Source organism: Paraburkholderia sp. RL17-380-BIE-A (assembly GCF_046028085.1).
In the GTDB taxonomy this organism is placed as follows: Bacteria; Pseudomonadota; Gammaproteobacteria; order Burkholderiales; family Burkholderiaceae; genus Paraburkholderia.
In genome coordinates this window covers 329,321-352,292 of the sequence record NZ_JARESQ010000001.1, presented here as the reverse complement: position 1 = coordinate 352,292, position 22,972 = coordinate 329,321, and the positions used below count along the sequence as shown (strand labels likewise).

Genomic DNA, 22,972 nt, shown 5'->3' with positions numbered 1-22,972 from the left:
CACGATTGGCAAATGGGAACCTGACGTGCGGGGGCAGATGTGGATGCGACGAAAAGCTCACTACGCGGACTGCGCGAGAAATTACTGGCGACGGCGGGCGCGCTTCCGGTCCGTGTGCTCACGCTGCATGGTTCGGCGGACGGTCTGACTTGCCGCGTATGCGTCGAAATCAGACGACCGGATGGACCGATCCTGCTGTTCTTTTTCCGGCACAGCGACGGTACGTGGCACGTATTTCCGCCGGCAGAGAAACTGTGCAGAATGCGCTTCGAGCCGCTCGTCGGATGACATGAACGAGGCCGGACAAAGGAGTCATCGATGAACGTAGACAAACTGGGGACCTTGTCGGTGCACGAAGCGGCATTGCGCGCGTGGCTGAGCGAATGGTACGACCACGCCTTCGCGACAGGCTTCATCCGGCCGCCTTTCATACTCGACGACGCGACCGCATTGAGGCTCGAAGGTTACTTCGACGTGGGATTGACGCCCGCGGAGGGTGTCAAGGCCATTTTCGGCGTGGTGCATTGATTCGTCAGGGGCGCCGGAGCATCCGGCGCTTTCGGGAGCGGATCACCCCGAGCATTTTCTTTGTTGGCGAACATCGCTGTTCGATTCAGCGGCGTCGTCGCCGCTTTCGCTGATTTCGCCGCATTCCTCGTCGATCCATTGCCGCGCCCATTCGAGCGCGTATTGCTGCGCCGTCTCGCGGTGTTCGAAGCTCGGACCGATCAGCCCGGAGCGTGCGACGCGCTTTTTATCACGCACGATCTCGGCCCATCCGCGGAAATGCGCGTTGGCCAGTCGATCGGCGGAAACGTGGATCACGTAGCCGCGCGGGTCGGATTCGGTCTGGCCTTTGGACGCGAGGGTCGTCCATGGCGAGGCGGGCCGTTGCATGGTGTGTGGGCGAGTCACCGGTGCGCACGATTCGACGCACCCGGGTACGGGATCCCCTGCATTCAGGGAATTCGGGAGTTGCCGCGCAATATGCCTGAACGTATCGGCGGTATGGGACGACTGCCATGCCTCGCGCGGTGTTTGCCAGGACGCCTGCTCCCTCCAGAACACCCGGCGAAAACCATCTTCCCACGTCTCTCGATCGATGCGTCGCGATGGGGCATCGCGGCGCTCCAGTGTGAACTGCGGACCGCACCGGAACTTGCGTCCAGTGCTCGAAAGAATCCGGTACATCTGCGCCAGGGCGCCGCTCGAACGCCATGCCTCGAAGCGGTGCCGGCAGGTCGGCGCCGACGGATAGTGGCTCGGCAACATCGACCAGGATTCGCCGGTCGTCAGCACCCACACCACGGCGTTCGCCACGACGCGAACCTGCGCGCGTGGCCGGCCGCGCTGCCGGTGAGAAATGGGAGGATCCGCGAGGATAGGCGCGAGCAGCAGCCATTCTTCGTCACTGATTTCGTCGAAATGCACGCTGTCCTCCACATACCCATTGCTTTGGGCGAGCCCGGGTGTCGGCGTTGCCGCTACAAACCGCTCGTCAGCCACGTTGGCAGTGACGACAGGATCAGCAGGTCTTCGACACAATCCGATAGTTCGCATACCTCCTGAAACGAGGCGTCGCTGCAGTCGTGCAGATGTTGCCGTCTGAGCTCGCGTAGAGCGTTGCCAAGACGCCGGAGAGCGTCGGGCTCGCTGTTCATCATCGGCCAGCCTTGCAGCAGATACGTCAGCGGCGCGACGCTTCTGGTCTCGCACCACCGGTCGAAGAGGCATAAGCACATTGCGTTGATGTGCTCGATCGAATTTTCTCTCTCTGACAGATACGGAACCATGGCAACACTCGGATGAAGGCAATTGACGTGCATTCATCCTATGCGGCCACTTTTCGCGGTGCAGTCAGGGGATCAAGAAAATGTGGGCGGTAGATGCTGAACTACGGGTCAGGGAATCCTTATTCGCGGGACTTCCCGGCGGGGCGACTTGCTGCATCGGGACGGCTGTTTGACTCAATTCATTGACAGGGAGCTGTATAAACGCAACTGCGGCACGTATTCACTCGCCGGTCGGCCGGAGCGTGCAAACGAAATTAGACGGGGGAAGTGCAGAAGGGCGTCGAGTCGAGACGCCATTGACGAACATAGAGGAACCGGATCGACGCCGCGTTGGCCCCGACGATCAGACGGGGGTTTCCCCGAACGGGATTTCATTGACCGGCCCGCGCGCGGGCTTGCAGCGCGCTTGAGGGTAACGCCGGTTGCGAATGCGTTACCCCTTGGATTTCGGTGGCAGGTCAGGCGCTGGTATTGATCACCGAGCCGGCCGCGCCGTCCTGTGTCGCACCGGCGCCATGCACTGGCGAAGACGAAGAACTGGCCAATGCGCTCACCGTACTGCCTGCGGCAGGTACATGAAGGTGATGCACGCTTTTTCCAGAGCCGCTCTGCGATGTTGTTGCCGACTTCAGATGCGCCGCAAAACTCGACTGGCTGGATTCACCTGTGCTGTTTTTGCCTGTTAGCATCGACAGCCCGGAACTGATGGCGCTGCGTACGCCGCCGAGCAGGGTGGATGCTGCACCGAGTGGAATCATATTCACATCCATCAGAATGGGGTAATCGAAATACCTGCGCTTGCGGACTATACCTTGTTTTCTTTCCGTATGGAGGCGGGCCTTTACTCCATGGAGACGCTTCGCGAAACGGCGCACCGGGTGCGTGGATTGCGGCAAATGCCGCGTTCGCCGGGAACCGCTCCAACGTGCTACTGAATACGGAACGTGCCGACCATCGTCTGCAACCGCGCGGCCTGCTCATCGAGCGATGCCGCGGCCGCTGCCGCCTGTTCGACCAGTGCCGCGTTTTGCTGCGTCACCTCGTCCATCTGCGACACCGCACGATTCACCTGCTCGATACCGGTGCTCTGCTCGATCGACGCAGCGGCGATTTCGCCCATGATGTCGCTCACGCGCCGGATCGACTCTACGATCTCGCTCATCCGTTCGCCCGCGACCGCCACCTGATCCGTGCCGTCGTCAACGCGCGCCACGGACGAATGGATCAGTTCCTTGATATCTTTCGCGGCCGCCGCGCTGCGTTGCGCGAGCGTGCGCACTTCGCCCGCGACCACCGCAAAACCGCGCCCTTCCTCGCCGGCCCGTGCCGCTTCCACCGCTGCATTGAGCGCGAGAATGTTGGTCTGGAACGCGATGCCTTCGATGACCGTAATAATTTGGCCAATTTTGCGCGATTCGTCGGCGATGCTCTGCATCGTGCCGATCACCTCATCGACCGCATTGCCGCCGCGCTGGGTGGCATCCGTCGCGAGCACCGCCAACTGGCTCGCCTGCCGCGCGTTGTCGGCATTCTGCTTCACGGTTGCCGTCAACTGCTCCATGCTCGCCGCCGTCTCCTGCAAGGAAGCAGCCTGCTCTTCGGTGCGTTGCGACAGATCGGTGTTGCCTTGCGCGATTTCACCCGAGCCGGTCGCAATCGAATCGCTCGAATGCTGAATGCCCTTCACCAGTTCACACAACTGCAGCCGCATCTGGCTCAACGCGTACAGCAAACTCGAGCGGTCGCCCGCCTCCAGCTTGATCGCGGCGGCCAGATTGCCCGACGCGATTTGCGCCGCAAACGCCGCGGCATCGGCCGGTTCGCCGCCCAATTCACGCTTCACGCTACGCGTCATGACCCACGCCATGCTGCCAACCGCGGCAAAGATCGCAAGCGAAATCACGATCAGCATTTTCGCGAGTTTCCAGTACGCCGCGCTAATGTCGTCATAGAAGAACCCCGTGCCGATCCACCATTGCCATGCCGGAATGGCGACCACGCCTTGCAGCTTGCCGACGAGCGGGGCGTCCTGAGAGCGCTTGATCAGCACGTCCACCAGTGCAATGTGATTCTTTGCAAGTCCCTGCTGATACGCCTGCGTATCGGTGAGATCGCCAGATGTGGTCTTGTTGCCGCCGGTTTTGGTGCCGACGAGACTCGGGTTCGGGTGGACCAGATTGACGCTGTCGGTATTCGTCACCCAGTAGTAGCTCTGGCTGTTCGCGTTCAACTGACTGAGCGCCGTTTTGGCGGCAGCCTGCGCGTCGTCGCGGCTCATCTTGCCGCTCGCTTCGAGCGACTGGTAATACAGCACGAGGTGTTCCGCTTTGGTCAGCAGCGTTTCAATCTGCGCCTGACGGCTCTCGATCAGGGCATGGTCGAGTTGCGACAGCGCGATCGCAGCGATGCTGACGACACCTGCCAGGGCGGTGCCGACAATCAAAATCAGTTTGGTCGAAATTTTCATAGGGATGTAGCCGGCCGCGGGCATGCAAAATTAACCGTATGGTACATATAACGACCGGCGGCCCTTGAACCTTTAGCTTTTTTTGGGTCGGGCAGGCATGACGACCCATTCCCCGCGCCCGTTGCAACCTGCGGCCGCGATGGGCGGAGTTCGACCGGGGCTGTCCCTCACTGCGGGCGGCAGCGACCTGCCGCGCGACCTACTGCGCGGTCTGCTGACGTTGATACTCGTTGTGCTTCATTTGCAGGTAGTCGGCGCGGCTGACCTCGTGCAATTGCCGCGGATACTGCTCGGTCGCATCGAACCAGTCGGTGAGGCGTTTGTCGAGGCGGGCGTTGGGCGGGCTGGAAAGCGCACCGAGATAGGCGTCGATGGCGAGGTAATAGCGCATGGTATTGCGCTCGACCAGACCGCGTACGCCGCCGATAAATTGCGACTTGCCCGTCGACGGATCGGGCGCGGAAGAAAAACCAACCTTGTCGCTGCCGAGCGTTGCCAGATAGGTTTTCATCGCAATCCGTCCCGCCGTGCCGTAACCGTAGGCGTAGGTCAGATGGATAAAGGTGCGGTTATCGCCCACGGGTATCGCCTCCATCACGATACGGTAGTCTTTCGTGCTCAGCGGCCCCGTGGCGGCGGAGAGTTCCACGCGAAGATAATCCGGGCTGCTCGCGACCGGGTGATAGTTGAATTGCACGCGGTAGGACGAGGAAAGCGATTCCTCGGTTTTCTTGCCGATGTTCACCGCGAGGACCGCGCCGCTCGCGCTCGTCGATGCATGGCAGTATTTGGTGTTCTGGTGCAGGATCAGCACGTCGCACCAGTTGGCCGGCCCCTGAGCCGGGTCGTTGAGCGTAGCGTTGACCGCCTGGAACGGATAGTCGAGCACACCGTAAATATCGCCCTTGAGTGCCGAGGGCAACTCCTGCGATTCGAGGTACAGCGGTCGCTGGAACGGGTTGTGAGCCAGTTGCTGCGTCAGGCTCCGGTATTTGTCACCCAGGCTCGCCGCGTTGTCGGCGGCTTGCGCGAAGGCACTCTGGGTAAGGCAGCAGAACACTGCCAGCGTCGCGGCCATCAGCCACTGTCGCGCGCTCCGGTTGCCGGCTGGGGATTTGACAAGCCTACCCATGGACATGCTCCTTCTCCTCGCTCAGGTTGCGGGGCGCCGTGCATGGATCGGATCGTGGCGCGCCGGTTGCCTCCGCATTCTTGCAGCCGGCGGCGTGGTTTGTACATCCGTAATCGCGGCTGTCTTGCAACCGGCCGGATTAGACGGATAGTACCGGTGCGCCGCCGCTCGTGCCGGCGTCGGCGGCCACATGGAAGGCGCCGGCCGCGCGTTGCAGGCTCGTTGCCTGCTCCTTCAGCGACTGCGCCGCGGCTGCCGCCTGCTCGACGAGTGCCGCGTTCTGCTGCGTCATGCTGTCCATCTGCGTGACCGCGAGGTTCACCTGGTCGATGCCGGCGCTCTGCTCGGCAGCGGCCGCCGCGATCTCCTGCACGACGCCGGTCACGCGCATGATCGCGTCGCGCGCCTGGTCGATCGTCGAACCGGTGTTTTCGACCAGGGTCGCGCCGCTGCCGACGCTGTCCACCGCACGACTGATCAGCTGGCGGATTTCCTTTGCCGCGGTCGCGCTGCGCTGCGCGAGGCTGCGCACCTCGCCCGCGACGACCGCGAAACCGCGGCCCTGTTCGCCCGCGCGCGCCGCTTCGACCGCCGCATTCAATGCGAGGATGTTGGTCTGAAACGCAATGCCTTCGATCGTCGCGATGATCTCGACCATGCGGCCCGATTCGGTCGAGATGGCTTTCATTGCCGAGACGGCTTGCCCGATCGTGTCGCCGCCGCGGTTGGCGATATCCGCCGCGCTGGCCGCAAGCCCGCTCGCGGTACGCGCATGGTCGGCAGTCTGACGGACCATCGCTGCCATCTGCTCCATGCTCGACGCCGTTTCCTGCAACGAGGCCGCCTGATTCTCGGTGCGCGACGACAGATCCGCATTGCCGTTCGCGATCTCGTTCGCGCCGCACGCGACGTTGTCCGAGGCGTGCTTGATCTGCCGGACGGTGCCCGTCAGCGCGTCGCGCATTCGCTGCATGACGTGCAGCAGGCTCGACGTGTCGCCGTCGCGTGTGTGGATCGCCACCGTGAGGTCGCCTGATGCGATCGCATCCGCCACGTTCGCAGCGTAGGCCGGTTCGCCGCCGACCGTGCGCACGATGCTGCGGTTCGTGAGCGCGACGAGTGTCACGAGCACCACCGACACCGCCACGAAGATCGCGCCGATCAGCCACAGCGATTGCATGAACGCAGCGTCGATGTCGTCGACATAGGCGCCGGTCGCGATGATCCAGTCCCACGGCGCATAGCGCACCACGTAGCCGATCTTGCCGACCGCCTGCGCGGCCGCCGCGCCAGGATGCGGGAACACATAGTCGACGAAGCCACCTTCCGGCGCCTGCGCGACCGACGCGAACGTCACGTAATGGTGACGGCCGTCGGCATCGGCGCTGTTCGCGAGATCCTTGCCTTCGAGCGCCGGCTTGATCGGATGCATCACCATCCGCGGCGTCGAGTTGATGACGAGAAAGTAGCCGTCTTCGCCATAGCGGATGCCGCGCAGGCGTTCGAGTGCCTGCTTGCGGGCGTCCGCCTCCGGCAGCGCGCCGCTTTGCGCCAGCGCCCCGTATTCCGCCACGATGCTGAGCCCGACGTGCGCGACGTTGGTGAGGTCGTGCTTACGTTCCTCGATGCGCGTCTCGCGCGACTGCCACGCTGCCGACACCGAAACGGCCAGCAGGGCGCCGAGGCTGATGATCAGCGGCAGCCACAGTTTTTGCGTAAAACTGAGCTTGTGCATCGTGAGTCCTCTCGAAAACGAATGGAAATCGCGCACGGTTGCCGGGCGAAGCGGCGCGTGACTGGGCCCGCCGCGTGGTGCTGGTGGACTGGCCTGCGCCCGGGGCGTTCCTTTTCGAGTTATCGGCGGATGTCAGCGGAAGTTTCGTCCTGTGAAACCCTTGGTTGCGGCGGTTTCCCAGGCGCGTGGCAAGTGGCACGCGGTGCCTGCGCGCACGCCATGCGAGCGTTTTCGTGCAGCCCGGCAGGCTGGCAGGTGGCGTGAGTATCGCTGGCCGGACGGCAGCGCTGAATAGAGAGGTGGAGTTCGCGCGCGAACAGAATCGCGCGCGAGGTGTATTTCACGAAGGCTACGCGCAACAGGATTCGGTCGGCGTAGCTTTCCGCGTCAGTCCAATATTCGAGCCTGGGCGGTAAGGCTCAGATCCCACCGACACACATGTACTTGATGACCACGTAATCGTCGATGCCGTAATGCGACCCTTCGCGGCCCAGGCCCGATTGCTTGACGCCGCCGAACGGCGCGACCTCGTTCGAGATGAGGCCCGTGTTGATGCCGACCATGCCGTATTCGAGCGCTTCGGCGACACGCCAGACGCGGCCGATATCGCGGCTATAGAAATACGACGCGAGGCCGAACTCGGTATCGTTGGCAAGGCCGATCACTTCCTCGTCCGACGAGAAGCGGAACAGCGGCGCGAGCGGCCCGAAGGTTTCGTCGCGCGCGACCTTCATGGCCGGCGTGACGTCCGCGAGCACCGTCGGCTCGAAGAAGCCGTGGCCGAGCGCATGACGCTTGCCACCGGTCAAGATACGCGCGCCTTTGGCGAGCGCGTCTTCGATATGCGACTCGACCTTGAGCACGGCCGCTTCGTTGATCAGCGGGCCTTGCGTGACGCCGTCTTCGGTGCCGCGGCCCACCTTCAACTGTTCGACGGCGACGCGCAGTTTCTCGGCGAACGCGTCGTAGACCTTGTCGTGCACATAGAAACGGTTCGTGCACACGCAGGTCTGGCCGCTATTGCGATACTTCGACGCAATCGCGCCGGCCACCGCGGCATCCAGATCCGCGTCGTCGAACACGATGAACGGCGCGTTGCCGCCGAGTTCGAGCGACACCTTCTTGACCGTCGGCGCGCACTGCGCCATGAGCAGACGGCCGACCGGCGTCGAGCCGGTGAACGACAGCTTGCGCACGATCGGATTGCCCGTCATTTCCGCGCCAATGGCTTTCGGCTCGCCGGTCACGACGTTGAACACACCGCGCGGCACGCCGGCGCGCTCGGCCAGCACGGCGAGCGCGAGCGCGGAGAGCGGCGTGGCTTCAGCCGGTTTGACGATGATCGGGCAGCCCGCCGCGAGCGCCGGACCGACCTTGCGGGTAATCATCGCGGCCGGGAAGTTCCACGGCGTGATAGCCGCGCAAACGCCGATCGGTTCTTTCGTCACGACGATGCGCTTGTCGTTCGCCGGCGTCGGGATCGTGTCGCCGTTCACGCGCTTGCCTTCTTCCGCGAACCATTCCAGGAACGAAGCGGCGTACTGGATTTCGCCCTTGGCTTCGGCGAGCGGCTTGCCTTGTTCCGTGGTGAGGATCGTCGCCAGATCGTCGGCGTTCTCGATCATCAGGTCATGCCATTTGCGCAGGATCACCGCGCGCTGCTTCGCGGTCGTGGCGCGCCATACGGGCCACGCGGCGTTGGCCGTGTCGATCGCGCGGCGGGTTTCCGTCGTGCCCATGCGCGGCACCGTCGCGATGACTTCGCCCGTGGCGGGGTTCTTCACTTCGAAGGTCGCGCCGTCGTCCGCGCCTTGCCATTCGCCTGCGATGTAGGCGTGCGTTTTCAGCAGCGACGGGTCTTTCAGGGTCAACGTGGTCATGTGTCGATCCTCAAGCCGCGATTGCGACGCTGTCCTTGATCACGTCGCCGAGAATTGCCATGGCTTCGTCGAAAACCGCGTCCTGAATCGTGAGCGGGAACAGGAAACGCACCACGTTCGAATAGACGCCGCACACCAGCAACAGCAAGCCGCGTTCGAGCGCGCGAGTCTGCACGCGCTTGGTGAACTCCGCATCCGGCTCCGTGCCGCCTGCCTTGCAGAACTCGACGGCAACCATGCCGCCGGGGCCGCGCACGTCCGCGATCTGGGGCACTTCGCTTTGCAGCGCGATCAGCTTGGCCTTGACGCGGTCACCCAGCACCGTGGCGCGCTCGCACAGCTTCTCTTCGTCGATGATATCGAGCACCGCATGCGCGGCGGCAACGGCCAAAGGATTGCCCGCATACGTGCCGCCGAGGCCGCCAGGCGCGGCAGCATCCATCACGTCCGCGCGGCCGATCACGCCCGACAGCGGCATGCCGCCGGCAAGGCTCTTGGCGACCGTCATCAGATCAGGCACCACGTCGTAGTGATGCATGGCAAACAGCTTGCCGGTGCGTGCGAAACCGGTTTGGACTTCGTCGGCGATCAGCAGAATGCCGTGCTCATTGCACAGCTTGCGCAAGGCGCGCACGAATTCGGCCGGCGCCGGATAGAAACCGCCTTCGCCCTGAACCGGCTCGAAAATGATCGCGGCCACGCGCTTCGGATCGATGTCGGCCTTGAACAGGAATTCGATGGCCTTCAGCGAGTCGGCTGTGGTCACGCCGTGCAGCGGATTCGGGAACGGGGCGTGGAACACGTCCGACGGGAACGGGCCAAAGCCGATCTTGTACGGCGCGACCTTGCCGGTCAGCGCCATGCCCATCAACGTGCGGCCGTGGAAACCGCCGGTGAAGGCGATCACGCCCGGGCGGCCGGTCGCGGCGCGGGCGATCTTGATCGCGTTTTCGACAGCTTCGGCGCCGGTCGTGAAGAATGCAGTTTTCTTCGGATGGTCGCCCGGCGCGCGCTCGTTGAGTTTTTCGGCCAGTTCGACATACGACGCGTACGGCACGATCTGATACGCCGTGTGGGTGAAATGATCGAGCTGATCGCGAATCGCGGCGACGATCTTCGGATGACGGTGGCCCGTGTTGCACACGGCGATACCGGCCGCGAAGTCGATGAAACGGCGGCCCTCGACGTCCCACAATTCCGCGTTTTCAGCGCGCTCGGCGTAGAAATCGCACATCACTCCGACGCCGCGCGGTGTGGCAGCGTCTTTGCGGCTTTTCAGTTCGGCATTCTTCATGGTCATCTCCTTCGCTCCTCGGTTTTGCGGACGCCGCGCCCTCAGCGCAGCACATGCAGCGACTATAATGAGATTTGGCTCTTAACTTCAGAGCCATTTCAATAAAATTATAGGAGCCAATCCATGCGCGCGAGCGTTTTGTCCGACTGGCTGGCCCAGCGCCTTGACCGCGGCAATGGGCAGCCGATCTATCGCCAGCTGCATCGGCTCTTGCAGCAGGCGATCCTGTCGCGCGAACTGCCGCCGGGCAGCAAGGTGCCGTCGTCGCGTTTGCTGGCGCAGGAGTTGGGCATCGGGCGCAATACGGTCACGCAGGTGTACGAGCAACTCGTGCTCGAAGGCTATGTGAGTTCAGCGACCGGGCGTGGCACGTTCGTTGCCGACAGCGCTCCGGACGAGATCGTCGGCATGCCCGATGCCGTGGCGCCCGACGTGCGGCCGGAGCCGCTGCCGCAGCAGGCGAGGCGAGCGCTTTCCACGCGTGGCGCGCGGCTGGTGGCGGGCGCGGGCGTGTCCAAGCGTCAGTGGGGCGCGTTCATGCCTGGCGTGCCGGACGTCACGAAATTTCCGGCGCGGGTGTGGAGCCGCTTGCACAACAAATATTGGCGCCGGCTGCGGCCGGACCTGCTCACGTACGCGCCGGGCGGCGGGCTGGCGTCGCTACGGCACGCGCTGGCCGACTATCTGCGCACCTCGCGCTCGGTGCGCTGTACGCCGGAGCAGATCATCATCACGACCGGGATTCACCAGTCGGTCGACCTCGCCGTGCGCCTGTTGTCCGATCCGGGCGACGTGATCTGGACCGAGGATCCCTGTTATTGGGGCGTGCGTAGCGTGCTCCACGTGTCCGGCCTGCAATCGCGGCCGATCGCCGTCGACGAGGAAGGCATCAATCCGTCCGCCGACGACCTCGCGCAGCCGCCGAAGCTGATGCTCGTCACGCCTTCGCATCAATACCCGCTCGGCATGGTGATGAGTCTCGCGCGGCGCCGCATGCTGCTCGAATATGCGCGGCAGAACCAGTGCTGGATCATCGAGGACGATTACGACAGCGAATTCCGCTATGGCAGCCGGCCGCTGGCATCGTTGCAAGGGTTGGATACGTCGGGGCAGGTGATCTACGTGGGCAGCTTCGGCAAGACGCTGTTTCCGGGTTTGCGCATTGGCTACCTCGTCGTGCCGGAGGCGCTGGCGGAGAGCTTTGCCACCGCGAGCGCCGAGTTGTATCGCGAGGGGCAGCTGTTGCAGCAGGCGATGCTCGCGGAGTTCATTGCCGAAGGGCATTTCACGTCGCATATCCGCAAGATGCGCACGCTGTACGGACAGCGCCGCCAGACGCTGCTCGACGCCGCCGCGCAACGTTACGGCGACGCGTTGCCGGCCGTGGGCGGCGACGCCGGCCTGCATCTGGTGATGCAGTTGCCCGACGGCAGCGACGACCGGCGGGTGGCCGCCGCGGCGCTGGAGCGCAATATCGTCGTGCGGCCTTTGTCGGGATACTACGCGCAGCCGTCGCTGGCGCCGTCGGGTTTGCTGATCGGCTACGCGTGCGTGCCGGATGAGGAGATCGCGCCGGCGTTCAATACGCTGGCCGATGCGATCGATGCGACGTTGCCGGAGTTTGCGTGAGGGAAGAACTCAAACTCAAACCCTGATCAGCACCGCCCCCAACGTCACCAGCGCGCACGCAACGATACGCCGCGTGGTCAGCTTCTCGCGCATGAACAGCCAGCCGATCAGCACCGCGAAGATCGAGCTCATCTCGCGCAGCGCGGAGACCATCGCGATCGGTAGATAGCGGTAAGCCTCGATGATCAGGCAGTAAGCGCTCAACGCGAGCACGCCCGACGCCATGCCCTTGAGCACCACGGCGCGGCCGATGAAAAGCCCTTTTGCGCCGCCGCGCCAATGCCAGGCGAGCAGAAACTGCGGGATATTCCAGATCAGATAGACCCACATGATGTAGCTCAGGCCATTGCCCGCCACGCGCGCGCCGATTCCGTCGACCACCGAATACGCGGAGATGAACAGGCCGGTCAGGAGCGCGAAGGGCACGCTCTCGCCGGAAAAGCGCATGCCGCGCCGAAACGCCAGCGAGACGATGCCGATCGACACCAGCGCCACCCCGATCGCGGCCAACGGCTTGAGCGCTTCATGGGCGAAGACCAGTGCGCCGACGAACACGAGCATTGGCGAAAGGCCGCGCGCAATCGGATAGATCTGCCCGAAGTCGCCGCTTTTATAGGCGCGAATCAGCGCCAGCAGATAACCGAATTCCAGCACGACCGATGCAAAGATGTACGGCCACGCCTGCGGCGCGGGCATGGGCAGTACGACCACGCCGACCGCGCTCACGGCGATATACGGAATCGCCATCATGCCGAGCAGCCAGACGCGATCTTCCGAAAGATGCAGGAACGCGTTCCACGTGGCGTGAAGCAGCGCGGAGAGCAGCACCAGCAAAACGACAAAGGTTTCCATCGAAGACCGGGAAGAGGGGAAGCGAAGGCCCGGGTTGCGGGCCGCAAGCCCGTGATTATTCCAGCAGAACGCCAGGATAAAGGAGTGGACGACTCGATTGGAGGGGTTTTATTTGGGGAAATGCGGCTATTTGTGGCGTCAAAGAGACGCCGCCCGGACGGGCTGGCAGCGCCGTACGCAGGTTGAACTGCAAACTGAAACGCGGCGCGACGCCGGGCAAGAAGTCGACGAAGCGCTGCTTCGTCAGACCCTCCCGCCGGGCCGTCACGCCGGGACAACCTCATGAGACTTCTGTCACCTCAGGTCACGCGTTCACGCAGCCACGCGGACGCGAGGTCGATCACCGTCACGACCACGATCACCATGATCATCACCGCGGCGGTTTGCGCATAGTTGAACGAGCGGATCGCCTCGTACAACACCACGCCGATGCCGCCCGCGCCGACCATGCCGACCACCATCGCCGAGCGCACGTTCGATTCGAAGCGATATAACGCGTACGAGATCCACAACGGCAGCACTTGCGGCAACACGCCGTAGATGATTTCGTCCAGGCCGGTTGCGCCGGTGGCGCGCACGCCTTCGGCCGGGCGCGGATCGATGGCCTCGACGGCTTCGGCGAACAGCTTGGCGAGCACGCCCGTAGTGTGCACCCACAGCGCCAGCACGCCGGCAAATGGACCGAGTCCGACCGCCACGATGAACAGCATGGCGAAGACCATTTCATTGATCGCGCGGCACGCGTCCATCATGCGGCGCATGGGCTGCACGACCCACATCGGCGCGATATTGTGGGCGGACATCAGTCCGCACGGCACCGCGCACACGAGCGAGAGGGCGGTGCCCCACACCGCCACCGAGAGCGTCACATACATCTCGTGCAGATAGCTGCGCCATTCGGTGAAGTCGGGCGGAAAGAAGTCTTTGGCGAACTGGCCCATGTTGCCGGAGTCGCTCAGCAGATCCAGCGGGCGCATATCGGCGCCGTGCCATGCGCCGCCCAACACTGCGAGCACGGCGATCCAGCCGAGCAGCGACAGCCAGCTGCGTTTGCCCGCAACCGGCGCGGAATGACTCGCCGCCGGCGCGGCGAGCGTTTCGCTCGCACGCGGCGGCGACGTGATCAGATCGACCGTGTTCATTGCTTCGATTGCGCGCTGTTCAGCGCGCTCAGCTTTGCGTCGAGCGCGGCCAACTGGGTCTTGCGATCGTCATCGGAGAGATGCGCGTCACTCTCGATCTTCTGCTTCTGCTGGAACAACGCGACCTGGCGGATCGGCACCAACTGCGCATCCGAGGACGCCGCGAAGCCGCCGTAACCGGTAATCGCCGCCATCACCGCTTTTTCGTGCGGATCGGTCTTCGCATAGTTCAGGAAGAAGTTGCGCAGTTTGTCCTTGGTGGCTTGCGGCAGATCCCTGCGCCATACCAGCGGGTCCGACGGAATCAGCGGCGATTTCCACAGCACACGCACCTGCGCGAACTTGTCCGGATGCTTTTTCTTCAACGTGTCGAGCATCTCGGTGTTGTTGGTCGCGATGTCGATCTTGTTGTTCACCACGGCCAGCAGATTCGCTTCGTGGCTCGACGGCAGCACGGTCTTGAATGAAGTGTTGACCGGCGTATTGTGTTTGGCGAACAGGTAATAGCCGGGAATCAGCGTGCCCGAGGTGGAGTTCGGGTCGCCGAAGCCGAGCGTGACGTCCTTCGTATTCTTGAACACGTCGTCGAGCGTCTTGAAGCGGCTGTTCACATTCGTGATCAGCACGGAGTAGTAACCTGCGTCACCGTTCGCGTATTGGACCTTCGCGAATACCTCGCCTTGCGAACGGTCCACCGCCTCGATCGCCGACGCATTGCCGAAATAACCGACCTGTACCTTGTTAAAGCGCATGCCTTCGATAATGCCGGCGTAGTCCGTTGCAAAGAACGCTTTGATGTTCAGGCCGGTTTGCTTGTTCATGTCCTGAATCAGCGGCTCCCAGCGTTGTTTCAGCACCGAGGACGAATCGGTCGAAATGATGCCGAGATTGATGTCCTCGGCGTGCGCGGTGGCGGCACCGGCGAAAGCAGCCGCGCCGACGGCCAGCGTGATCAACGAACGCAGGAATTTCATTGTTTGAGATCCGGTTGAGTTAGCAGAGTGGATGGACGCGCTCAGTTCGAGTGCGCCGGATTGAGAGCGAATGCATAGCGGCCCGAAGCGGGCGCGGCGTCCTGAAGCGGTGTGCTGCCGGCCGCGTGGTTAGTCTCGCTATCGTCCGCGCTGGGGGCGGATTCATCGAGCAGTTCGCTGGCGGCCTCGCCGTAAAGCGTCTTGAGCAAGGTTGGCGTGAGCGCGGCGGAAGGGCCGTCGTAGACCACCTTGCCGCGGCGCAGCGCAACCGTGCGCGGGCAATACTGCATCGCGATATCGACCTGATGCAGCGACACCAGCACCGTGAGTCGATGCTCGATGTTCAGCGTGCGCAGCATCTCCATCACGCGGCGCGACGACTCGGGGTCGAGCGACGCGATGGGTTCATCGGCGAGCACGATGCGCGCGCGTTGCACCAAGGCACGGGCGAGCGCCGCGCGCTGCTGCTGGCCGCCGGAGAGATTGGCGGCGCGTTCGCGCGCATGTTCGCCAATGCCGACTTCGTTGAGCGCGGCCATCGACAACGCCCGCTCGGCGCGCGGAAAACGCCCGCTGAGACGGCGCCACAACGGCAGTCGGGCGAGTGCGCCGATCAGCACGTTGCTTTCCACGGAGAGCCGGTTCACCAGATTGAATTGCTGGAACACGAAGCCGATATCGCGGCGAATGCTGCGCACTTCACGCACAATGCGCCCGTTCTGCTGAATCGGCCGGCCCAGAATCGCGATCTGCGACGGCTGCGCATCCGAAGCCGTGAAGCCCGCGATGTGACGCAGCAGCGTCGATTTGCCCGAGCCCGAGGCGCCGATCAACGCAACCATCTCGCCCGGTTCGACGCGCAGATCGATTTCGTCCAGCGCCTTGCGGCCGTTGCTGAACGTCTTGCTCAACCGTTCGATACGGATTGCTTCCCGAATTGCGTCCATAAGTACCCCTTGATGCATCCGGCCGCTGCCGGCATGTGTGGGACTCATTCTAGGAAGCGTCTGTGACGGTTGAGTGAAGGCATCGCAACGTCTAGACGACTATATCTTCTCGTGTCTTTTTTGCGTCGCCAGAAAGGCAGAACGATGTCATTCGCTCGAGTGAAAAATGTCATGCGTGTGACACGATTCAGTTGTGTTGGCGACGCTTCAGCATGATCGCTCCGCGCCAGGCTATATTTCGTCAATCGGTGTGCCGTCCCCAATAACCTTGCAATCCCTTTCGACGTCCTCATGCAGCCCCTGAGCTTCCTTCCCGACAGTTTTGCGGAGTACGAAGATCTCAGGGCGATCCTCGAGCAGGGCAGCGCGAGCTTCGCGATCCGCACAGTCTGCGAAACAACGGTGCGCGGCCGGCAATTTGCCATCCAGACCGCGAGCATTGGATCCACCGATCCGCAGGCTCCGGCCATCGGGTTTTTTGGCGGCATTCACGGGCTCGAGCGGATCGGCTCGCAACTCGTGCTCGACTACATGCGCGCGCTGCTGGCGCGGCTCGAATGGGACGAACTGCTGGTGCGGCAATTGCAGTCGATTCGTCTGATCTTTATGCCGATCGTCAATCCGGGCGGCATGTGGGCGGCCACGCGTGCGAATCCGAACGGCGTCGATCTGATGCGCAACGCGCCGCAGAATGCGGACGAACGCGTGCCGCTGCTGGCGGGCGGCCAGCGCGTGGGCGCGTGGCTGCCGTGGTATCGCGGCCGCATGGGTGCGCCGATGGAACCCGAGGCTGCCGCGCTGCTGCAGGTGGTGGAAACCGAACTGGCCGCGCGGCCGTTGAGCATTGCGCTCGATTGCCACTCGGGGTACGGCTGGAGCGACAGCATCTGGTTTCCGTACGCACGCACGCGCAAGCTGATGCCGCATTTGCCGGAAATGTACGTGTTGAAAACCATGTTCGAACGCGCGCATCCCCATCATGGCTACGCGTTCGAACCGCAGAGCCATCAATATCTGCTGCACGGCGATCTGTGGGACTTCGCCTACGATCGCGCGCCCGCTCCCAATGTCTTCCTGCCGATGACGCTCGAACTGGGCTCGTGGCTCTGGATCAAGAAAAACCCGCGTCAATTGTTTTCGCGTCAGGGCATGTTCAATCCGGTCAAGGCACATCGAACCGCGCGTGTGCTGCGGCGTCACGCGAACCTGCTCGACTTTCTGGCGCGCGCGGCGTTTTCGTCGCAACGCTGGCTGCCGCAAGGCCCTCGTCGCGAGCAATTGCTGCAAAGCGCGATCGACCATTGGTATCAACCGGAAAGCCTATGAGCACGTGGATTCTGCTGCGCGGACTCACGCGCGAAATCCGCCACTGGGGCCGCTTGCCCGGCTTGCTGCAGGGCGCCGTCAATGACGTGCCCTGGCAAACGGGCGCGCCTGCCCGGCTGCTGCTGCTCGATCTGCCGGGCAACGGCGAGTTCGCGCATTTGCGCGCGCCGTCGACGGTCGCCGAGATGGTCGGCTTCGTGCGAAATGCTGCTTTGCAAAGCGGTTTGCCGGGCCCGTATTGCGTGCTGGCGATGTCGCTCGGCGGCATGGTGGCGACGGACTGGGCGCAGCGGTATCCCTATGAGATCGAACGGCTGGTGCTCATCAATACAAGCATGCGGCCGTTCAGCCAGATGCAGGAGCGGTTGCGTCCTTCTGCGTGGCCGGGCCTGCTGGGCGTGGCCGCGCGCTGGCGCGACGCGCCGCGCGCGGAACACGGTATTCATCGCCTGACGTGCAATAACGTGGAGACGCTGGGCGACGATCTCGACACGTGGAGCCGGATTCGCCGCAGCGCGCCCGTGAGCCGTGGCAATGCGTTGCGGCAACTTTGGGCCGCGACACGTTTTACCGCGGGCACGGCGCGGCCGGAATGCCCTGTGCTGATACTTTCTTCGCGGGCCGACAAACTGGTCGACCCGGTATGCTCGGCGAAGCTCGCGGCAGCGTGGGGCGCTTTGCACTGCGAGCACCCGTGGGCCGGGCACGATCTGCCGCACGACGACCCCGTGTGGACTGGCGAGCAGGTCCGCGCATGGCTCGGCGAAGAGCATGCGGTGCCCAAAGCCGTGCTCTGAGCGGCGCGATCCTACGTTGCGGCGCGGCGAACGTCAGCGGGTATAACCTAAGTGCGGTCATCCTTCGCATCATGGTCGGCAGGTGCATAATTCCCCTTCAGACGATGCATGCGAATCAAGCGATACTCGCCATTGCCTCCAGCCGGGGAGTTGATCATGCAAGCAAAGAACGAAGAAGCTGTCACGCACTTGCTGAACGATGTCGTCGAATTTGCGCGAGGGCGCCTGCCCGAACCCACCTTCAAGGTCGTCGAGCCTTTTCTGCGGCACTACTACGATTTCGTCGACGCCGACGATCTGCAAAGCCGTTCGATCGCCGATCTCTACGGCGCGGCGCTTGCGCACTGGCAAACGGCGCAGCGTTTCGTACCCGGCGCCGAGCGCTTGCGCGTCTATAACCCGATTCTCGAACAGCATGGCTGGCACTCCGATCACACGGTGATCGAGATCGTCAATGACGACATGCCGTTTCTGGTCGATTCGGTGTCGATGGCGGTCAACCGGCATGGCCTCGCGCTGCATTCCGTCGTGCATCCGGTGTTTCGCATCTGGCGTGCGCCCGACGGCAGCATCGCGCGGGTGAGCCAGGGCGCTGAAGAAGCCACTGACACGCGTTCGCAGCTGACCTCGTTCATCCACTTCGAAGTGGACCGTTGCGGCGATGCCGCAAAACTCGACGCGTTGCGCGACGACATCGCGAGGGTATTGCGCGACGTGCGGGCGGCGGTGGAGGACTGGCCAAAAATCGTCGAACTCGCGCGCAGCACGATCAAGGGCATGAAAGCCGGTGAGGCGGGCCCGGAAGGTCTGGAAGCGCGCGCGTTTCTCGAATGGATGGTGGCCGATCATTTCACCTTTCTCGGCCAGCGCGATTACGAACTGGTTCAGCACGATATCGGCTACGGTTTGCTCGCGGTGCCGGGCTCGGGCTTGGGCATTCTGCGCGACGCGCTACGGCCCGTCGCCACCGCCGAAGTCACGCCCTTGCCGCCGGCTGCGGTCGAAATCATTTCCGCCACGTCGCCGATCTTTCTCACGAAGGCCAATTCGCGGGCCACTGTGCACCGGCCGGGCTATCTGGACTATGTCGGCATCAAGCTGACCGATGCCAACGGCAAGGTGACCGGCGAGCGGCGTTTCATCGGTCTCTATACGTCCACCGCGTATTTCGTGTCGGCCTCGGAGATTCCGATCGTGCGGCGCAAATGCGCGAATATTGTGCGGCGTGCCGGTTTCCTGGCAAAAGGTCATCTCGCGAAATCGCTCCTCACGGTGCTCGAAACCTATCCGCGCGACGAGCTTTTTCAGGCCGAAGAGGATCAGCTCTACGACATCGCGCTGGGTGTGCTGCGCTTGCAGGAGCATCAGCGCACGCGTCTGTTCGTGCGGCGAGACCGTTTTGACCGTTTCGTGTCGTGCCTCGTGTTCGTGCCGCGCGACAAGTACAACACCGATCTGCGCCAGCGTATTGCCAATCTGCTGGCCGACGCGTTCAACGGCGAGAGCGTCGAGTTTACGCCGCTGCTTTCGGAGTCGACGCTCGCGCGCATTCACTTCGTCGTGCATGCGAAGCCAGGCGGTATGCCCAATGTCGATACGCGCGAGCTGGAAGCGCGGCTCGTGCAGGTCGCGCGCCGCTGGCAGGACGATCTCGCCGATGCATTGCTCGACGCTTTCGGCGAAGAGCAGGGCAACCGCTTGCTGCAACACTACGGCGATTCGTTTCCAGCCGGCTATCGCGACGATTATCCGGCCCGCACGGCGGTGCGCGATATCGAATTGATCGAACGCGTGCAAGGCAGCGAGCGGCTCGCCATGAACCTGTACCGCCCAATCGAATCGGGTCCGCGTGCATTCCGCTTCAAGGTGTATCGCGCGGGTCTGCCGATCGCCCTGTCACGCAGTTTGCCGATGCTCGAACACCTCGGCGTACGCGTGGATGAAGAGCGGCCCTATCTGATCGAGGCATTGGGCGCGACGCCGGCGTGGATTCACGACTTCGGCCTCGAACTCGCCGACGACGCGGAATTCGATATCGAACGTGTCAAGGATCTCTTTGAAGAAGCGTTCGAGCAGGTATGGACCGGAGCGATCGAGAGCGACGACTTCAATCGCCTCGTCTTGCGGGCGCAACTGAATGCGCGCGAGGTAACGATACTGCGTGCCTACGCCAAATATCTGCGGCAAGTGGGATCGACCTTCAGCGATGCCTATATCGAACGCGCGGTGACCGGCAATCCGGCCATTGCGCGGATGCTGGTCGAGTTGTTCGTGGCCCGCTTCGACCCGGTGTTGGGCGAAACGCGCGAGGCGCGCGTCGACGGCTGGCTGCACACGATCGACAGCGCGCTCGATCAGGTGCCGAATCTCGACGAAGACCGGATACTGCGGCAGTTTCTCGGCGTGATCAAAGCGACACAGCGCACGAACTACTATCGCTTCGACGCGGAAGGTCATCCAAAACCGTATCTGTCCTTCAAGTTCAACCCTGCGCTCGTGCCCGGCTTGCCCGAACCGAAACCGATGTTCGAAATCTGGGTCTACTCGCCGCGCGTGGAAGGCGTGCATTTGCGCGGCGGACGCGTGGCGCGCGGTGGTTTGCGCTGGTCGGACCGGCGCGAGGACTTTCGCACGGAAGTGCTCGGCCTGATGAAGGCGCAGATGGTGAAGAACGTGGTGATCGTGCCGGTGGGTTCCAAAGGCGGCTTCGTGGTGAAGAATCCGCCGCCGCAAACCGAACGCGACGCGTGGATGCGCGAAGGCATCGCGTGCTATCAGACCTTCCTGCGCGGCCTGCTCGATCTGACCGACAACCTCGCGGGCACGGCCGTGGTGCCGCCGCTTGACGTGGTGCGTCACGATCCCGACGATCCCTATCTGGTGGTCGCCGCCGACAAAGGCACGGCCACGTTCTCCGACTACGCGAACGCGATCTCGCAGGAATATGGTTTCTGGCTCGACGACGCGTTCGCATCGGGCGGCTCGGTCGGTTACGACCACAAGAAAATGGCCATCACGGCGCGCGGCGCATGGGAGTCGGTCAAGCGGCACTTCCGCGAAATGAGCGTGGATACCCAGACCATGGACTTCACGGTGGTGGGCGTCGGCGACATGTCGGGCGACGTGTTCGGCAACGGCATGCTGCTGTCGCCGCATATCAAGCTGGTGGCCGCGTTCGATCATCGGCATATCTTTCTCGATCCGAGTCCCGATCCGGCGGTCAGTCTTGCCGAACGGGGGCGATTGTTCATCCTCGATCGTTCGAGTTGGGCCGACTACGATCCCGCGTTGATCTCGGCGGGTGGCGGCGTGTTTCCGCGCAGTGCCAAGACGATTCCGCTCTCGCCGGCCGTGCAGTCGGTGCTCGGCATCAGCGCGCCGGCGCTCGCGCCCGCTGAATTGATGCGCGCGATTCTGCAGGCGCCGGTCGATCTGCTGTACAACGGCGGTATCGGCACCTATGTGAAAGCGAGCCGCGAAACGCATCTGCAGGTCGGCGACCGCGCCAACGACGCGATCCGCGTCAACGGTGCCGACTTGCGTTGCAAGGTCGTGGCCGAAGGCGGGAATCTCGGTCTGACGCAACTCGGGCGCATCGAATTCGCGCAGCGTGGCGGCCGTATCAATACCGATGCGATCGACAATTCCGCGGGCGTCGACTGCTCGGATCACGAGGTCAACATCAAGATTCTGCTGGGACTGGTCGTGACCGACGGCGAGATGACGGAGAAGCAGCGCAACGCGCTGCTCGCTGAAATGACCGACGAGGTCGGCCTGCTCGTATTGCAGGACAACTACTACCAGACGCAGGCGCTGTCGATCGCCGGCCGTTACGGCGTCGAATTGCTCGATGCGGAAGCGCGCCTGATGCGCTACCTCGAACGGACCGGGCGTCTGAATCGCGTCATCGAGTTTCTGCCGACCGATGAGGAAGTCGCCGAGCGGCAGGCCGCGAAACAGGGGCTCACCACGCCGGAGCGCGCGGTGCTGCTCGCGTACAGCAAGATGTGGCTGTACGACGCGTTGCTCGACTCGTCGATGCCGGAAGACCCGCTCGTCGCCGACATGCTGGTGGAGTATTTCCCGAAGCCGCTGCGGCAGCGCTTTAGCGTGCCGATGCAACGCCACCCGCTGCGCCGCGAAATTCTCGCGACGCATTTGACCAATGCGTTGGTGAATCGGGTGGGCTGCGAATTCGTGCACCGGCTGATGGAAGAAACCGACGCCCAGCCGGGTGACATCGTGCGAGCCTGCATCATGGCGCGCGACGTGTTCGATCTCGACCACGTCTGGCGCAGTATCGACGCGCTCGACAACCGCGTTGCCGACGACGTTCAGGCGCGCATGTTCGTCGAAGTCGCGCGCCTGGTGGAGCGTTCCGCATTGTGGTTCCTGCGGCAATTGCAGTCGGGCGCGGTCAACGCAGGCGACGTGGCCGGCCTGCTCGCGCGCTGCCGCGACGCAGCGCAACGCCTCGCGCCGCAATGGCCGGCGCTGTTGCCGGGCGCCGACCTCGAAGCGCTCTCGGAACGGCAGCGCGTGTTCGTGGATGCCGGCGTGGATAGCGAACTGGCGGTGCGGATCGCGAGCGGCGAGATATCCGCCGCGTTGCTCGACATCGCCGAAGTTGCGTCGACCTGCGGGCGCAGCCTCGAACTGGTGGCGGGCGTGTATTTCGCGCTCGGCACGCTGCTCAATTCCAGCTGGATCAGTGAGCGCGCGGCTGCTTTGCCGGTGCCCACGCACTGGGACATGCTGGCGCGCGCGACGGCGCTGGCCGAACTTGCGCGTCTCAAACGCGCGTTGACCACGAGCGCACTGGCCGGCGCCGACGAGGCATCCACACCGGACGCGCTCGTCGAAGCATGGCGTGAGAAGCGCATCGCGCAACTGGAGCGCTACGCACGACTGCTGGCGGATCTGCGGGCCACGGGCGGCGCGAGTCTCTCGATGCTGCTGGTGATCGTGCGCGAAATGGCGGCGCTCGAACGAGTCTGACGCGGC

At 63.5% G+C, this 22,972-nt stretch carries 16 protein-coding genes; 5 read left to right on the top strand and 11 right to left on the bottom strand.

Features of this window, described 5'->3' with window-relative positions:
• The first annotated feature begins 318 nt into the window (after positions 1-318).
• Positions 319-528 carry a hypothetical protein gene (locus P0D68_RS01610; RefSeq protein ID WP_408182888.1) on the top strand — a complete coding sequence of 70 codons (210 nt, stop codon included), beginning with the start codon at positions 319-321 and terminating at the stop codon, positions 526-528.
• Positions 529-570: 42 nt separating this feature from the next.
• On the opposite strand, the gene P0D68_RS01605 is transcribed toward P0D68_RS01610, so the two are convergent.
• The 7 genes from P0D68_RS01605 to P0D68_RS01575 all read right to left on the bottom strand — a co-directional run bounded on the left by P0D68_RS01605 (position 571) and on the right by P0D68_RS01575 (position 10,301).
• Positions 571-1,560 carry a DUF6566 family protein gene (locus P0D68_RS01605; protein ID WP_408467985.1) on the bottom strand — a complete coding sequence of 330 codons (990 nt, stop codon included), beginning with the start codon at positions 1,558-1,560 and terminating at the stop codon, positions 571-573.
• Positions 1,561-2,251: 691 nt separating this feature from the next.
• Positions 2,252-2,551, bottom strand: coding sequence for a hypothetical protein (locus P0D68_RS01600; RefSeq protein WP_408467974.1), 300 nt, complete (start codon positions 2,549-2,551; stop codon positions 2,252-2,254).
• A gap of 170 nt (positions 2,552-2,721) precedes the next feature.
• Positions 2,722-4,260: a methyl-accepting chemotaxis protein gene (locus P0D68_RS01595; protein WP_408295839.1), complete on the bottom strand. Its 1,539-nt coding sequence runs from the start codon at positions 4,258-4,260 to the stop codon at positions 2,722-2,724.
• 199 nt (positions 4,261-4,459) lie between these two features.
• Entirely contained in the window at positions 4,460-5,392 is a 933-nt protein-coding gene (locus P0D68_RS01590) for a hypothetical protein (protein WP_408295836.1), read from the bottom strand.
• A 139-nt stretch (positions 5,393-5,531) separates the two neighbouring features.
• Complete coding sequence (locus P0D68_RS01585) at positions 5,532-7,127, bottom strand: methyl-accepting chemotaxis protein (protein ID WP_408295833.1); 1,596 nt, start codon at positions 7,125-7,127, stop codon at positions 5,532-5,534.
• Positions 7,128-7,546: 419 nt separating this feature from the next.
• Positions 7,547-9,007 carry an NADP-dependent succinate-semialdehyde dehydrogenase gene (gene gabD / locus P0D68_RS01580; protein WP_408295830.1) on the bottom strand — a complete coding sequence of 487 codons (1,461 nt, stop codon included), beginning with the start codon at positions 9,005-9,007 and terminating at the stop codon, positions 7,547-7,549.
• A gap of 10 nt (positions 9,008-9,017) precedes the next feature.
• Complete coding sequence (locus P0D68_RS01575) at positions 9,018-10,301, bottom strand: 4-aminobutyrate--2-oxoglutarate transaminase (protein ID WP_408295827.1); 1,284 nt, start codon at positions 10,299-10,301, stop codon at positions 9,018-9,020.
• A gap of 123 nt (positions 10,302-10,424) precedes the next feature.
• Here P0D68_RS01575 and pdxR point away from each other — a divergent pair, with 123 nt between their 5' ends.
• Positions 10,425-11,930, top strand: a complete 1,506-nt coding sequence (pdxR, locus tag P0D68_RS01570) for a MocR-like pyridoxine biosynthesis transcription factor PdxR (protein WP_408295824.1) — start codon at positions 10,425-10,427, stop codon at positions 11,928-11,930.
• 15 nt (positions 11,931-11,945) lie between these two features.
• Here the strand turns inward: pdxR and P0D68_RS01565 are convergent, their stop codons facing one another.
• From P0D68_RS01565 to phnC, 4 genes are all read right to left on the bottom strand, one after another.
• A complete protein-coding gene (locus tag P0D68_RS01565; protein ID WP_408295821.1) occupies positions 11,946-12,782 on the bottom strand; it encodes an EamA family transporter in 837 nt (278 codons plus the stop codon).
• A 299-nt stretch (positions 12,783-13,081) separates the two neighbouring features.
• Positions 13,082-13,924, bottom strand: coding sequence for a phosphonate ABC transporter, permease protein PhnE (phnE, locus tag P0D68_RS01560; RefSeq protein WP_408295818.1), 843 nt, complete (start codon positions 13,922-13,924; stop codon positions 13,082-13,084).
• Positions 13,921-14,898 (bottom strand): phosphonate ABC transporter substrate-binding protein, encoded by a 978-nt coding sequence (gene phnD / locus P0D68_RS01555; protein WP_408467973.1) that lies wholly within the window; start codon positions 14,896-14,898, stop codon positions 13,921-13,923. Before phnD ends, phnE begins: the two co-directional genes overlap by 4 nt.
• A 41-nt stretch (positions 14,899-14,939) precedes the next feature.
• Entirely contained in the window at positions 14,940-15,845 is a 906-nt protein-coding gene (gene phnC / locus P0D68_RS01550; RefSeq protein WP_408295812.1) for a phosphonate ABC transporter ATP-binding protein, read from the bottom strand.
• 291 nt (positions 15,846-16,136) lie between these two features.
• On the opposite strand from phnC, the gene P0D68_RS01545 reads away from it, so the two are divergent.
• From P0D68_RS01545 to P0D68_RS01535, 3 genes are all read left to right on the top strand, one after another.
• Positions 16,137-17,171: a M14 family zinc carboxypeptidase gene (locus P0D68_RS01545; protein WP_408295809.1), complete on the top strand. Its 1,035-nt coding sequence runs from the start codon at positions 16,137-16,139 to the stop codon at positions 17,169-17,171.
• A complete protein-coding gene (locus P0D68_RS01540) occupies positions 17,168-17,968 on the top strand; it encodes an alpha/beta fold hydrolase (RefSeq protein ID WP_408182863.1) in 801 nt (266 codons plus the stop codon). The genes P0D68_RS01545 and P0D68_RS01540 overlap by 4 nt, the downstream gene beginning before the upstream one ends.
• A 156-nt stretch (positions 17,969-18,124) precedes the next feature.
• A complete protein-coding gene (locus P0D68_RS01535; RefSeq protein ID WP_408295806.1) occupies positions 18,125-22,966 on the top strand; it encodes an NAD-glutamate dehydrogenase in 4,842 nt (1,613 codons plus the stop codon).
• Positions 22,967-22,972: the final 6 nt, after the last annotated feature.

Coding starts and splice junctions, on each gene's coding strand:
- P0D68_RS01610 (WP_408182888.1), top strand. CDS start 319: ATGAACGTAGACAAACTGGGGACCTTGTCGGTGCACGAAGCGGCATTG.
- P0D68_RS01575 (WP_408295827.1), bottom strand. CDS start 10,301: ATGAAGAATGCCGAACTGAAAAGCCGCAAAGACGCTGCCACACCGCGC.
- phnE (WP_408295818.1), bottom strand. CDS start 13,924: ATGAACACGGTCGATCTGATCACGTCGCCGCCGCGTGCGAGCGAAACG.
- gabD (WP_408295830.1), bottom strand. CDS start 9,007: ATGACCACGTTGACCCTGAAAGACCCGTCGCTGCTGAAAACGCACGCC.
- P0D68_RS01595 (WP_408295839.1), bottom strand. CDS start 4,260: ATGAAAATTTCGACCAAACTGATTTTGATTGTCGGCACCGCCCTGGCA.
- P0D68_RS01605 (WP_408467985.1), bottom strand. CDS start 1,560: ATGCGAACTATCGGATTGTGTCGAAGACCTGCTGATCCTGTCGTCACT.
- phnD (WP_408467973.1), bottom strand. CDS start 14,898: ATGAAATTCCTGCGTTCGTTGATCACGCTGGCCGTCGGCGCGGCTGCT.
- P0D68_RS01600 (WP_408467974.1), bottom strand. CDS start 2,551: ATGATTCCACTCGGTGCAGCATCCACCCTGCTCGGCGGCGTACGCAGC.
- P0D68_RS01590 (WP_408295836.1), bottom strand. CDS start 5,392: ATGGGTAGGCTTGTCAAATCCCCAGCCGGCAACCGGAGCGCGCGACAG.
- P0D68_RS01545 (WP_408295809.1), top strand. CDS start 16,137: ATGCAGCCCCTGAGCTTCCTTCCCGACAGTTTTGCGGAGTACGAAGAT.
- P0D68_RS01540 (WP_408182863.1), top strand. CDS start 17,168: ATGAGCACGTGGATTCTGCTGCGCGGACTCACGCGCGAAATCCGCCAC.
- P0D68_RS01535 (WP_408295806.1), top strand. CDS start 18,125: ATGCAAGCAAAGAACGAAGAAGCTGTCACGCACTTGCTGAACGATGTC.
- phnC (WP_408295812.1), bottom strand. CDS start 15,845: ATGGACGCAATTCGGGAAGCAATCCGTATCGAACGGTTGAGCAAGACG.
- P0D68_RS01565 (WP_408295821.1), bottom strand. CDS start 12,782: ATGGAAACCTTTGTCGTTTTGCTGGTGCTGCTCTCCGCGCTGCTTCAC.
- pdxR (WP_408295824.1), top strand. CDS start 10,425: ATGCGCGCGAGCGTTTTGTCCGACTGGCTGGCCCAGCGCCTTGACCGC.
- P0D68_RS01585 (WP_408295833.1), bottom strand. CDS start 7,127: ATGCACAAGCTCAGTTTTACGCAAAAACTGTGGCTGCCGCTGATCATC.